Origin of the sequence: Chitinophaga hostae (genome assembly GCF_018224885.1) — a bacterium.
GTDB lineage: Bacteria > Bacteroidota > Bacteroidia > Chitinophagales > Chitinophagaceae > Chitinophaga > Chitinophaga hostae.
Genome location: NZ_JAGTXB010000002.1, coordinates 19,794 through 32,776, shown reverse-complemented (window position 1 = coordinate 32,776; position 12,983 = coordinate 19,794). Strand labels below are relative to the sequence as shown.

Sequence of the window (12,983 nt, the reverse complement as noted above, 5' to 3'; positions counted from 1 at the left end):
TGGGAATAATTTATTTTCCGGGGCCAGGCCGCTGTGAGCGCGGCAGCCCGGGATTGTGCAGGTCATCCTGGAACCCGGATCAATATATTTTCCGGCGTACAAGGTCTGCTACCCATTGAAGGGAAGAGGAGAACAAAGCATATGCACGTAACAATTTATGAGAGGTTTACCTGGTTTACAGGTGGGCAAGACTAAAATGACCACGTAAAATTTTGACAGCAGTTCCGATCTGGTTTTTGACGGTTTGAATGCTGGTATTCATTTCTTCGGCTATTTCTTTATGACTTTTCTGGTCATAGTGCCTTAAACGGAAAGCAGTAGAGGATTTGGGCGGCACCTTCCTTTTCAGGGCGGTATTCACCTGGTAATAGATCTCTTTACTTTCCAGGGGATCCCGGGGCAGAAAAGCTTCATCCGGTATGATGCTGGTAAACTTCTTTTCGCGCGTAATTTTGTTCAGGCAGCGATTACGCACGCTCGCATACAGGTAACACTTCATAATGGAAGCACTGTCGCGGTTTTGATAATTAGCATCAATTTTCAGAAACAATTTCTTTTGCCAGAAATCAATAAAAAATTCCTGTAGCAGGTCTTCTGCTTTGTCATCGTCCTTCAGCATGTCTACCGCCAGCATCATCAGCATGCGATGGTACTTATTGTACACGGTGGTAAACGCGTCTGTACTGCCAATTTTCAGCAGTTCCAGCAGAACGGCATCCTGGTTGTTTTGTTGCATTCTCATTTCCTTTTGAGAGACTGGTTTAGGAAAAATAATTACCCGATTTTTTAAGCTGTATGTGTTAGAAAGCTAACTTCCTAATGGTTTAAACACGGTGGTTGAAAATGGTTTATTTTGCATTTCTCTTTAAAACTTAACTTAAAAGTAACGCTATAAAACGAGTGAATTGGTTAATACATTGTTAAGCACGAATGTTTAAAAAGTGTGCAGATTCAATACCATGGCCAATTAAGATAGAAATGCATTGGTTAACAAACCACCTGAATAGTAACCGAATGGTTACGTAAAAAACGGACAATATTTACACGCGAAAACATAGGGATAACGACCTGGTAATAAACATTTCTTCAAGGTATTCGTCTTCATAAAAAAAACGGAAATAAGTAGCAATCCTACCTATTTCCGTTTATGTTTAAAAGAATAAGCAATGTTATGGCTTCAGGAAATCACCGTCTACTATCAGCAATTTCACACCGGTGGCCGACACGGAGCGATGGGAGCTGAGTTCATCTGACACCACATAACTCATACCGGCAGACAATTCAACGCTGCCGCCGTTTTCGAACTCGCTGATAAAAGCACCCTCTAAACAATGAACAACATGCCCTTTCTGACACCAGTGGTCTGCCAGGTAGCCCGGTGAGTAGGTTACCATCCTTATCCGGAGTCCCGGCAGCTGCAGTGTTTGCCACCAGGCCGTTCCGTTTTCACCGGGATGGACTGTTTTCTCTACAGCCGACCAGTCTATTGTCTGAAAGGGAATATGTGCACTCATGTAAAAATGATTTTAACGTAAACGAATATACGCTTCTACGATTTCGTGGTTTACATTCAGGCTATCGATTTTTTCGATACCGCGCTGTATCAGCGTATCATTGTGTATGGTGAGCGTAAAAGAAAAGTGCTGATCTTCCCATCCCCTGTGGTTACAATACTGCAGGTGTTCTGCATACTGATCGCCGGATAAAGTATAGGTACCGGCGCCGGAGCCAAAAGTGGCGTTGGCACTGTCGTTTCCTTTTGTCAGATCGTGCTGGAAGAAAGCAAAATGGCTACCATTAAACATTTTAATCATTTCCGTTGTCTTCCCGGGCACCGGGTAGGTGCTGGTGGTATCGCCATTTTTAATCAGCTGGCTGTAGGCCAGTTTCCAGGTGCCTGTCAGCGGCGACTCAGACGGCACTGCCGCCTTTTTGTTTTCTCCGCAGGAAGCAAAGGCAAATGCTGCCATTATAACGACAACGGGTAATCGTAGATTCATATCAATTTTATTTAAGTATAACGTGATCATAAAAGGACGACGGGTATGCTACACTACTTCATCCGACGGGAATACAAGGTTAACAAAAACAATTTGATTTTAATATACGGGAGATAAAAAAGACAAGGGGCAGCATTTTTTCAAATACTGCCCCTTGTTGTAAAAAACCAGGTATAACTATCTTATTACCTGTAGTTTATTGCTGCCAGCGGGCCTGTGCAACAACAGGCTGTATATTTTGTATTTATTATCAGAAATCCCTGTCATCGCCGATTCACTTCTCAGCTCATCATCTGTACGGATCAGGCCCACTACTTTACCATCTCCGAAATACCGGAGTTCATAATGTTCCAGGGGCAGCATCTCCAGCTGATAGGATTTCACTTTGGCAAACCGGTTCCAGGTGTCGGCTGCATCGGAAGGTTTGTTCTGGAACAAGGCCTGCTCTACTTCCACTTCACGGTTGTATACCATTCCTGCTATTTCATCCATATTGCCATCTGCCAGGAGTTTCCGATAGTGACTATAAAAAGCAATTACTTCTTTTTCCAGCTGTGTTTTATCTTCCTTTTTCAGGTCCTGGCTCTGGCTCCATCCTTTCAGGCTATTGGGAGTCACCGCTTCAAAAACACCTTTGAACTCCACATAGGGCACGTTATCCAATTGAATTTCGGGCATTTTATACTGAAACAGCTGTTTGTATTCCCGGGGAGTTTCTTTCTGGTCGTCGCCGGCCACCACCTTTACTTCCAGTCCGCAATTCTTTGCCAGTAAAAAGTGATCCATCTTATCATCGTCGTCTACTTTAGGATATACCCGGATAGTAATCGTTTGTTTCCCGCTTTTCAGGATCAGGGGGGATACGGGAAAAACCGTTCCTCCCTGGTTACCGGAGCCGTAAAATGAAAACGCCGGCATATCGTTTACCAGGATTTCGTAAGTACAGTTATAGCTATTGAAGTCGAGGTAAAAGCGTGGGTTATAATCATATTTTTTTACCAGTTTATAGCTATCCAGATATTTTTCTTTTATACCCTGATTCATGTTTTCATTTTTTGCATTGGTTCCCTGCCCGCAACTTTGCAGGGCAATCATCAATATTAGTGAGCATACTATGGATAATTTTCTCATCCGTTCGTTTCTTTTTTTGTTAGATATATTTTCTGCAGCGATATTTTCTTTTCATCGATCCCCACTTCAAAGGAAGCTTTCGGATGCGCATCTGCCACGTCTTTGTATTTATCAGGTTTGGCTTCCGCTATTTCTGTGGCCGGTGTCTTTTTCTTCTTCACTTCTTTCGTTTTCTCGCTGTAATTGAAATCAACGCTGATGTACACCTCAATTTTTATGCCCTCAAAAATCAAATCCAGTGCCATATAAAGACCGGCATCATCAGAACCCAGGCTGGCCTGCAGTCCTAAGCCGGCGGAGCCTTCCAGGCCAAGCCCCAGCGCCACCATCACTTTTGCCTGGAATATCGTGGTCGTTTTGGCGATATACAGTTTACATTCCACCTTCACAGAAACAGACGCATCTCCTTTTATCAATTCCTCTTTCTTTGCGGAACTGCCTTTAGCCCGGGTAAATACATTGCCCCCTACCGTATTGTGTTTAAAGCTGGCAGCCAGTGATATCTTACCGGTTACGGTTACACTGAGATCCACGGAGCTTTTGTTATCTGCAAAAATATACAACAAGCCGTCTATCGCTTTCAATACAATATAGGCAACCGGATGCCGGCGACAAAGCAGCTCAAGAAAATCCCATTTCAGGTTAATGCCCACCAGCGGCTTGGCATCCAGCTTTATCAGCACTGTTCTGCCGGCGCCCCACAGCTGGCTGTCGCTGTTCAGCGGAGGCATGGTTTCATAATACCAGGAGGCTGCAAGTCCTATTTTCGGAAATTCGAGTTCGTATTCAAAAGGTTTACGCTGCATTTTTTCTATCAGCCCCTGGATATTCTTATCTTCCGAACCTTTGTTTTTGGTAATAAATTCGTCGGGGTCTTTTCCATCGTCCCCGCTGGTATCGGCCTTACCGGTGTAGTTGCCACCAATGATATTTTGCCCTTCTTTTAATAATTTGATGGCGCCTCTCAGTATGCGGAAATATTTCATCACCAGGTCTTCGACCGGGTCTATGCTTTCGGTATCGTTATTCCATTCTGCCTTAATGGAAAAATCGAATTCCTTTGCCAGCTCCATCAGTTCTGCCAGCTTGCCTTTTGCTTTGGTGGGTGCAGGTGGTTTGGTTTTGTCTTTGGGCAGTGCGAACAATTTACCCAATCCTTCTCCCAGTTCTTCGTTGGCGCTGTCTAATTCGGGGGTTGGCTTACTCCATTTGTCTTTGGCTGCCTTTCCAAGCCCTTCTACGGATTCCAGCCGTTTCATGGTAAAGCGTTGCAGGGCATTCTTGATGCCTTTGCCGTTATTGTCTGCTGCAAACTTTTCCTTGAGTGCGTCGAAATCTGCCTTATCCATGTTAAAGGCCAGTGCGGCGGTCCATTTAATATCCGGGTAAATGGCGAAGTCGATATTATGTTTCCAGCGGCAGGTTTGCACGGTTACCGGGAAATGATCTACCTGGGCGGCAGGAATCCAGATATACCCCAGTACTCTTTTGGCCAGCTCCACCTGATCGAGCCCTTCAGGCATATATTTATATTCCGCATCAAACTCCAGTTCCTGGTCGGATGATTTGATAATACCGGAAAACGAAGTACCGGTTTCTCTTTTCAGTTTATAGTTGTTCACTTTTACTTCCACCTTCCCTTTGGCCGCGCTTTCGCTTTCCGGGTCGCGTTTTAAACCGGCCTTTTCATCTTCCTTTTTGTAGCCTTTCGCCAGGAAGCTGCTCAGGTCTATCACATGATCTTTATGCTTAGGCGACGCAGTACATTCTTCCACATGGGTAACAAGGCTGTCTACACTGAGTTTAATGGTTTTCCGGGCCGGCCCTCCGCCGGCTACAATATTAAAGGTGAGATTTTCCTGCGGTTTAAATTCCAGCACATTTTCATCAAAAATGGTTTGTATACCATCTTTACTTTCTATCCTGATCATGCTGTATTTACAGGGCTGGAACTTTTGTGTATTTGTGGGTATATCGCCTACCACCACGGGTTTATTTCCTCCGTAGAGCAATGGTGATTCTTTTACTTTTTCATCTTCCGTTACGGTAATAAAAGTATTCTTCAGCGTTTTAGAGATCTTGCCATTCTTTGTTTTTACAACCGGATAAATTTTCAGTTCTGTACCGGCGCCGGGTTTCCACAGGTCGTCGATAAACACGTCTATCACGGCTTTTTGCACACATGCCTCGTAGGTGATAGTGCCGGGGGCATCTTTGGCCTGCTTGCTTCTTTTATCTTTCACTACATAGTCCGACACCTGCAATGCAGCCCCACGGGTTGTTTCATCATCCAGTATACGGGCGATGTTCACCTGTCTTGTAAAATGTTTGATGGCATCATCGGGTGTCTGTTTCCCTTTCTCAATGGTAGCTTGTCCGTTGGTGCGTTCCCAGGGCGGCAGGTCATCATCAGACGAAGCGGTATCATGATCCATCAGGAAGATCTTTATTTCCTCTCCATACATGGCCTGGGTGTAAATATGCAGTTGAACGCTTTCCCGGAACTTTTTTGCTTTGCCGGTAATACGGGCCCCATCGTTATTGGGCGAGTACTCCCGCCATTCGGCCGACAGGATCGCCGGTTTTCCTCTTGCAGCAACAAAGTAGCCATGGGCCGCCGAATTGGTGGGCTCCTGTTCACCCGGTACCGGTTCCAGCCAGGCCAGCCCGCCACCTTCAACTATCTTCGGAAAATTGGGATATACCAGCGGTCCTGTTAATGCCTTGTTGAGATCTGTTTTTTTAAACGTAAGCGTGCGCAACAGGGACCAGATCCAGCGATAGGGTGTTGCATCCGGGCTTGGCCCTTTCAATGGTACTTTTATTTTGGTGGCTACCGGTATCTTTTCCACCAGGGTAACAACCGGCTTCATCTCCGCACGCACCGTTCCTGCTTCATTTAACACAGCGGTGGATCGTTTTTTATCTATTGTTCCTTTGGCAGTGGGAATGGTAACCACCAGCTTTTTGCTATCAGACATGGCAACTGTTTTAGAATGGCTGACCCTGGGGTAGCTGGATCAGGAATAAGTCTTCTTCCACTTTTTGTACATCCACCATCGGGTTAAGATGGGTTTGTACTTCTTTATCAGCTTTTTCTGCGTCTTTCTTTGTCATATCGGCTGTTTGCCCATGGAAAGTAATTTCTATGCAGTCTTTACCTCCAATCGCGCAGGTAGCTTTACTGTCTTCCAGTAAAATATTACTCCCGCCGGGCAGCACCACCTTATCATAAAATCCGCTCCAGGCGGTTACTGCCGGCTTGCAGGGACTGCTATTCATCTTTTTGCAGCTGCCAAAAGTATTGGCTTCAAATGGCTGACCAATATCTTTGGTATTGGCCAGCGGTTTTTCGGCGCCATCTTTATCGTTGATGTAATGGACCTGCTGACTTTTAACTTTTAACTTATCGGGAGCAGTACCAAATTTGCACATACAAACAGCTCCCTGGCACACTAAATGTTTTTCGCTCATACGCGCTATGTTTTTTTCAGCGTTTAAAAAATGCAGCAAAGAAGCCCTTCTTCTTCTCTGCGGTTCCGGCGTCGGGCATTACTACCTGCATAACAGGGGCCGGCGCTTTATCCTTTTCCCGCAAATGATATAGGGAGATATTTATTTTCTTTTCCTGGCCGGCGTCCAGCGATAGCCGGCATTCGCCGATGATGGCATTGATGGAAAAATCCTTATGGTATAATTTATAGGTAAGATCAAGACTTCCTTTCAACGGGGTATGAATGCCATACAATTGCTGCGACAATGGAATATCCTTGTCCTGCAACAGGTCTTCCAAACTGCGGGGATCGTCGCAACTCCCTTTTTGTTGCAATATCAGGCAGCCGCTATCAGTATTATGCTGTACCGGTTTCTGGCTTACTTTAAATGTTACCGGCGTACCATACGGCATTACCGGTAAAGCCGCTGCAATGCTGCGTTCCATAATATCGCTTCCCGGCTGGTATATGTTGGAAAAGTAGAGGGCCATGAACCAGTCGCGACACAGTGATTGGTAAATATGTGCAGCGCTGCTAACAGCCAGATCCATGTAGGCCACAATATCCGCTGTTACGACGCCGGTATAATACTGTAATACGCCAGGTTTGGCAGCCTCCCACGCAGCTGCAATCTGTGGCTGGTTTGCCACGGCTGTAAACTGTCCATCTTCGTTTACTGCCACCTGCAATGGATAGAGCACTTTACCACAGGTTTCCGCCAGTTTATCGATCATTTTCTCCGGCGCCTCATTGTCGATATATACCTGGCCTTTATTGATTTCAAACAAAAACTGTGATCCGTTATATTTCCGGGTACAGCAAACCGTTATTTCATAGCTGATGGTTTGCAGTGAGCCCGCAGTTTCAATGGCGTAGGTAACGCCATAGCTCCTGTTGAGGTGCACGGGGTTAAAACGAAAAGTGTTTGCGGAAGATGAATTCATCATGTCTCTATGGCTGCTTTTTTTTATTTGCTACGTCGATTAAACGGGAGGTTTGTTCCATAATATCCATTACATACCTGCGAATAGATGCGGGGATGCGGATGGTATCTGAATCGATATGATAATACATGGCGGGCTGCTTGTCTTTGAACCCCACTTCCACCATTACTACCGGCTGATCGTGGCAATGCAGGCATCCCCAGCTGCTGGTAGTAGTGCCGGCTGTTAGCAGCAATGCGGGAATGGAGTCGATCACAAAACGGCTTTGCCGCCATTTCTCTGCCGGCAGTTTCTTCCGGGCGGAGTCAACTTTACGGCTGTTATCATCAAACCAGTAACGTTCCAACACATCCGGGGTGATATGGTATTTCACCCTGATGCCTTGTGACAGTACGCCAAAGTTCACCCAGGCCACCTTATTGGCAGCGGGCATCTCCTGGGCGGTTAGCAGCGTGTTTACAGTCAGCAGCCATAGAAGGGTAAGCAAACATCTGCTCATACTAATAATTTAAAATTAAGCTTCTGTCCTTCCTCATGATATCCCACTGGAATTTAAAGAAGGAACGTAAATTGTCTTTTGCCACAAATGGATTGCGGTTACCATTGGTTTGCCAGGTATAATCCATGATGTTATCTGTATGTCCCTGGAAGAAGGTGTAGGGAGGGGCAGGCAGGCCGCTTAAAGGATCGCCGGCGCTAAAGGTGTGCTGCAACCCCAGCGAGTGGCCGGCTTCATGTAAGAGGGTGGCCCTGTCGCCCAATCCTTTCTGGAATATCATGTAGGCATTCCCCCATTCAAATTCGTTCGCCAAGTCTCCCTGACCGGAGGTGGTACCGTAGAGGTTACCCGCGCCTATATCTGAAAGAAAAATATAGGTACGTTTATTCGCGTCGCCATCGATGCTGCCGCCTGTTGGTTTATGCTCTCCATACTTTTCGTATAGCCGTATTACATCCTGCAGATACTGATGGGGATCAAACACTTTTTTGACGCTGTACAGGTTATCCAAACAACTGGTAACATCTTTATCGATAAGCGGCAGCGTACTGATATCAAAAGAAGTGTCTGTTTTCAGTTCTGCCCGGATGAGCGCCTGGTTAAAGGAATTCCGTTTAAACTGGTATTCAAAATCTTTTACATGTTGTTGATCAATAGTGGTAATACTGCTGCCCTGGTGGCTTACTTTTACCAACGCGAGTTCCATTTTCGGAATTACATTGTTGAGATATACCATTAGTTTTCCCACTTCTTCTTTCTTATCTCCCAGTTTTGCAAACACTTTAATTTCTTCGTGATTTTGCAGTGGCGCATCTTTATTTACTACGTTCACCGCACCTTTCAGCGTATAGTATTTTACTTTTACGCCATTAGGTAAAAACCTTGTTTGTTTGCCGCTGCCCATCAGGGCGGCTATATTTATTTCCTGTGGGGTGATTTTCAGGTGGGGATTCTTTGATTCGAATATCAATGTGGTTCCATCGCTCACTACTTCTTCAATTTCTTCCAGCTCAAGGTCCAGCTGTGCGCCGTTCTTGTTCATATCAGATCCATGCTTAAATTGCCGGGAGTTCGTATGCGGGAAAATAGATAGCCAGGCAGGATAATAGTCCTTCCCATATGGTTTTACGGGATTTTTCACGTCTTTGAGGTAGGTTGCTTTTACTGCCGCTACGTCGCTGGCCAGCGGCAGGGTGCTCATACAGGCGTGACTGTTATTATCGCGTTCAATAAAATAAAGGGCATGGATATATTCATCCCGGATCCAGTCGAAGCCGTATTCGCCCATATAACCGGCGGGGCGTCTGAAGTGCACCAGGAATTTTTTTAGTTGCTTTTCTTTTTTCTCCGGCGCTTTGTATTTATCGTAGATAATTTTGTCGGTACTTTTCAGCTTTACGAGGCTGGCAGCATTCAAGCTAAGATCACCGTCAGTAGCATATATAGTTGACTGCTCCGAGTTTTCAACAATTGTTTTCGCTATTGAAATCATGTTTCCCATCTGATCAGGATATTAGTACGGGTTAAAACATTTTTGCCTTATCGCCGCTTTTATTTACAATCTGTTTGGCGCTGTGCATCTCTATATTTTCTTTGGTGCTGTTCATGCTTACTTTCTCCGCTGTTTTCTCCATATTCTTTGCCGTGCGTTGCAGCGTATCATCCGCCACTTCCTTAATATTGGCGGCGAGAAGGCTAAAGTCTTTCACCGCAGTTTGTGACAGGTTCTTGCCTGCGCTGACCTGGATATTTTCTTTGGCAGTGAAGCTGATATTTTTTGCGTTGACGGTAATATTTTCCGGAGCGGAGATATTAATACTTTGTGCGCTGGTATCGAGGGTAACAATATTACCGGCTTTATCGGTGATGGTAATGCTTTCGGCGCCATCGGTATCGTCCAGCCGGATAACGTGGCCGCTGCGGGTTTTAATTACTTTCAGGTTATTTTGTCCGTCGCCGAAACTCGTTTTTGCGTTACCGTTATACACGGTGCCTAATACCACCGGGGCTTCCGGGTTGCCCCCTTCAAAATCCACCCATACTTCCTCCCCGGTTTCGGGTATAAAATAAAACCCTTTATCGGCGCCTCCATGTGGCGATACCAGTCGAAGCCATGGTGTGCTGCCTTGTTGCTGCCATTGGAATTTCACCCGTATCCTGCCCAACCCTTTCGGGTCGTTGTTATCAGTTACCACGGCGCTTTGCGGCTCGCAGACGGGAATACGCTTCAGATCTACCTGTGGCATGGCAGCAGCGGCCGGAATGGCTTCAAAAGTATTTTTATATAGTCCGTTCTCAGTGCAATGGTGGGCCAACCGGGTGATCACAAATTCGCCATGATGTTCCTGTGAAAGCACGGATTCGTTGACTGCTATGATATCGCCGATGCGCAGCGCGCTCTGCTGACTGGTGCCTTTCAACACTGCCATTTGCGACAGCTTCCCTTTTTTTTGCAGGGCGGTATATTTATCTACCTGTGATTTAGCACTGCTTCCCAGGGCCTGGTTTAGATGATAGAGAGAAGTTTTTTTATACAATCGTTCACTCACATCTTTCAGATGGCTCGTATATACATCAAGGTTACCCGTTGCAGCGTTTTGCGTATCGGTGCTCACCGCCTGATTTTGCCGGTAATCGTAACCATGCAGGCTGCTGTTATTGGATTTTACCGTGAGGTCCAGGTTAAAATCGATCAGGTCTACCTGGTGCGTCAGCGTTGTTTTCTGTGGCCGGTAGTTACCAAATACCACTTTCTCTCCATCATAAAAGAACCATTCACCGTAACGGGCTGCCAGTCTTTCTATAAACTGGTAGGTAGTTTCCTTGTATTGAACAATATATTTCAGCGCTTCGGTATTGACAGGATCCACTGCCGGCGATTTGGCATAAGGTCCGCAGCCTTTCAGCGCTTCGGTAACAATGGCTGACAGGTTCTTTTGTTCAAAACAGGCGATGTGTTCATCATCTTCCAACAGTATGGTAACACTATGCCCCTGGATCACGCAAAATCCGTGGGTGCCGTCGCTTGCTTTCCCCATGCTGATGCCATCAACGATGCCGTTAAAAATAAGTGGCTTGTATACCGCATTTGTTTCTACCGGTTTTATGGAGATAGAAATTTCTTTGCCCAGGAATTCCTTACTGGCGCTGAACAAACCTTTACCCAACTTTGTAAGCCAGTCGTATCCGATCATGATTTTAAAGTCATGATGCCCATTGATTGTCTGATTTAGTTCGAGCGAGTGAAAGGAAGTAAACTGGTGATTGTTGATAGAAAATGAGGTGTGCGTATACAATGACATTTCGCAGCTTTTACGGTTTTAAATATGGTTCTGAACAAAAAATATCTTTTATCAACACAGGTATCTGCGGGTAAACGATATTGGGTTACTCTTTCGAAAATTGGAATTAATACTTAAATATCTGTTGTTGATATAAGCGGGTTGAACACGCAACAGCAGATAGATATGGTTACAAGATAACATTTCGGCTATCAGGAACTAATATACAACAAGTGTCAGAATTTCAAGCAACTGGATGTAAAAATTACCGTTGGTCATAATTAACCCGCAAAAGAGCTCTGCCATTGAAATAATATGCCGTTGAACCCTTATGTTTACAACCTCAAAACTTCACTATGTCCCCTACCGTTACCGGCTGTTTATTAACTGCCCTGATGCTGTTTACGATACCGGGCAGCAGTCAGCAACTGATCCCGGCAAAAAGCATCGCCGAAATAAAATCCATTGATCCCGCGGATACAGACTATACAGATCTTAAATGCATCAAATCCGCCATAGGCAATGCCCGGATCGTTTTACTCGGAGAACAAACGCATGGCGAAGGATCAACTTATCTAGCCAAAATAAGATTGATCAAATACCTGCATGAGCAGCTTGGATTCGACGTACTGGCATTTGAAAGCGGCTTTTATGATATGGCCCGTATCTGGGAAAACACCCGTAACAACGGCAGTTTCAAACACGAGATTCCGGGCAGTTTATTTTATATGTATGCCGGCAGCAAGCAAATGATTCCTTTATTTGATTACATCCAGGGTAAAGTGAACCAGCCCGACTCTTTGGTGGTTACGGGATTTGAGAGTCAGCATTCAGGCGAAAAATCAAAAACGCAGCTATTGCCCGATTTCGAAAAATTCCTGCAACATAGGAATCCTGACTTGTTGGGCGCCGACTGGGAAGTATTCAGGAAGGTATCTATTGCTACGATGGCCTCCCGTCCATATCGTCCTTCTGCTGAAGAGAAGACGATTTTTTTCAGGGAGTTGTCCGCGCTTAAAAAGATACTATCGCCAGATGATGTAACGCCGGAAAATCATTTTACCGCTTCCGGCGGATTCTGGTACCGGGTGGTATGCAGTATAGAATCGCAGGCGATGCGTTACTGGGAAATGGTGCCAGGCAATGAAATGAGTGTGCGGGATCTGCAAATGGCCGAAAACCTGATATGGCTGGCAGACAAAGTGTATCCGGGCAAAAAAATAATTGTGTGGGCGCATAACCTGCATGTTTCCAAAGCCACCAGCGGCCTGAAAGCCGCTGACCCGGGGCTCAACGGGTTTCTCACCTCGTATGTGCCGATGGGCGCCGCGATTCATCAACATTTTGGCAAGGCTGCCTATACCATCGGATTCACCGGCTACAGCGGTACGTTTATAGACTTTAACGATGGAAAGCTGCAAACCATTCCACCGGTGCCTGCGGAAAGCGTGGAAGCACAACTGGCAAAAACCGGCTATAACTATAGCTTTACCGATTACCGCACTTTGACAGGAGAAATACGCAAGCCGCAACAGGCGATGGTGTTGGATTATATCAATAGCACCGGAATATGGACAGATGTATTGGATGGGGTATTTTTTATAAAGACACCGGGTCCGGTGGATAGGTAAGAG

11 protein-coding genes are annotated in these 12,983 nt (G+C 45.6%); 1 reads left to right on the top strand and 10 read right to left on the bottom strand.

Going from position 1 to position 12,983, the window contains the following annotated elements:
* Positions 1 to 175: 175 nt before the first annotated feature.
* The 10 genes from KE626_RS04270 to KE626_RS04225 form a co-directional block, all read right to left on the bottom strand.
* Positions 176 to 736 (bottom strand): RNA polymerase sigma factor, encoded by a 561-nt coding sequence (locus KE626_RS04270; protein WP_211971661.1) that lies wholly within the window; start codon positions 734 to 736, stop codon positions 176 to 178.
* A gap of 433 nt (positions 737 to 1,169) precedes the next feature.
* Positions 1,170 to 1,514 carry a DHCW motif cupin fold protein gene (locus KE626_RS04265; RefSeq protein WP_211971660.1) on the bottom strand — a complete coding sequence of 115 codons (345 nt, stop codon included), beginning with the start codon at positions 1,512 to 1,514 and terminating at the stop codon, positions 1,170 to 1,172.
* A 12-nt stretch (positions 1,515 to 1,526) separates the two neighbouring features.
* On the bottom strand, positions 1,527 to 2,000 hold the full coding sequence (locus KE626_RS04260; RefSeq protein WP_249207263.1) for a hypothetical protein: 474 nt from the start codon (positions 1,998 to 2,000) through the stop codon (positions 1,527 to 1,529).
* 177 nt (positions 2,001 to 2,177) lie between these two features.
* Positions 2,178 to 3,044 carry a hypothetical protein gene (locus KE626_RS04255; RefSeq protein WP_211971659.1) on the bottom strand — a complete coding sequence of 289 codons (867 nt, stop codon included), beginning with the start codon at positions 3,042 to 3,044 and terminating at the stop codon, positions 2,178 to 2,180.
* Positions 3,045 to 3,127: 83 nt separating this feature from the next.
* Entirely contained in the window at positions 3,128 to 6,112 is a 2,985-nt protein-coding gene (locus tag KE626_RS04250; protein ID WP_211971658.1) for a hypothetical protein, read from the bottom strand.
* Between the two features lie 10 nt (positions 6,113 to 6,122).
* Positions 6,123 to 6,605, bottom strand: a complete 483-nt coding sequence (locus KE626_RS04245) for a DUF4280 domain-containing protein (protein WP_211971657.1) — start codon at positions 6,603 to 6,605, stop codon at positions 6,123 to 6,125.
* 16 nt (positions 6,606 to 6,621) lie between these two features.
* Complete coding sequence (locus KE626_RS04240) at positions 6,622 to 7,572, bottom strand: hypothetical protein (RefSeq protein ID WP_211971656.1); 951 nt, start codon at positions 7,570 to 7,572, stop codon at positions 6,622 to 6,624.
* Positions 7,573 to 7,576: 4 nt separating this feature from the next.
* Positions 7,577 to 8,068, bottom strand: coding sequence for a hypothetical protein (locus KE626_RS04235; RefSeq protein WP_211971655.1), 492 nt, complete (start codon positions 8,066 to 8,068; stop codon positions 7,577 to 7,579).
* A gap of 1 nt (position 8,069) precedes the next feature.
* Positions 8,070 to 9,569 carry a zinc metalloprotease gene (locus tag KE626_RS04230; RefSeq protein WP_211971654.1) on the bottom strand — a complete coding sequence of 500 codons (1,500 nt, stop codon included), beginning with the start codon at positions 9,567 to 9,569 and terminating at the stop codon, positions 8,070 to 8,072.
* A gap of 22 nt (positions 9,570 to 9,591) precedes the next feature.
* Positions 9,592 to 11,370 carry a type VI secretion system Vgr family protein gene (locus KE626_RS04225; protein WP_211971653.1) on the bottom strand — a complete coding sequence of 593 codons (1,779 nt, stop codon included), beginning with the start codon at positions 11,368 to 11,370 and terminating at the stop codon, positions 9,592 to 9,594.
* A 335-nt stretch (positions 11,371 to 11,705) separates the two neighbouring features.
* Here KE626_RS04225 and KE626_RS04220 point away from each other — a divergent pair, with 335 nt between their 5' ends.
* Positions 11,706 to 12,980 (top strand): erythromycin esterase family protein, encoded by a 1,275-nt coding sequence (locus KE626_RS04220; RefSeq protein ID WP_211971652.1) that lies wholly within the window; start codon positions 11,706 to 11,708, stop codon positions 12,978 to 12,980.
* Positions 12,981 to 12,983 lie beyond the last annotated feature (3 nt).

Excerpts from the sequence above, each read along its gene's own strand:
- KE626_RS04230 (WP_211971654.1), bottom strand. The coding sequence starts at position 9,569 with ATGGGAAACATGATTTCAATAGCGAAAACAATTGTTGAAAACTCGGAG.
- KE626_RS04220 (WP_211971652.1), top strand. The coding sequence starts at position 11,706 with ATGTCCCCTACCGTTACCGGCTGTTTATTAACTGCCCTGATGCTGTTT.
- KE626_RS04250 (WP_211971658.1), bottom strand. The coding sequence starts at position 6,112 with ATGTCTGATAGCAAAAAGCTGGTGGTTACCATTCCCACTGCCAAAGGA.
- KE626_RS04225 (WP_211971653.1), bottom strand. The coding sequence starts at position 11,370 with ATGTCATTGTATACGCACACCTCATTTTCTATCAACAATCACCAGTTT.
- KE626_RS04270 (WP_211971661.1), bottom strand. The coding sequence starts at position 736 with ATGCAACAAAACAACCAGGATGCCGTTCTGCTGGAACTGCTGAAAATT.
- KE626_RS04235 (WP_211971655.1), bottom strand. The coding sequence starts at position 8,068 with ATGAGCAGATGTTTGCTTACCCTTCTATGGCTGCTGACTGTAAACACG.
- KE626_RS04245 (WP_211971657.1), bottom strand. The coding sequence starts at position 6,605 with ATGAGCGAAAAACATTTAGTGTGCCAGGGAGCTGTTTGTATGTGCAAA.
- KE626_RS04255 (WP_211971659.1), bottom strand. The coding sequence starts at position 3,044 with ATGAATCAGGGTATAAAAGAAAAATATCTGGATAGCTATAAACTGGTA.
- KE626_RS04265 (WP_211971660.1), bottom strand. The coding sequence starts at position 1,514 with ATGAGTGCACATATTCCCTTTCAGACAATAGACTGGTCGGCTGTAGAG.
- KE626_RS04260 (WP_249207263.1), bottom strand. The coding sequence starts at position 2,000 with ATGAATCTACGATTACCCGTTGTCGTTATAATGGCAGCATTTGCCTTT.
- KE626_RS04240 (WP_211971656.1), bottom strand. The coding sequence starts at position 7,572 with ATGATGAATTCATCTTCCGCAAACACTTTTCGTTTTAACCCCGTGCAC.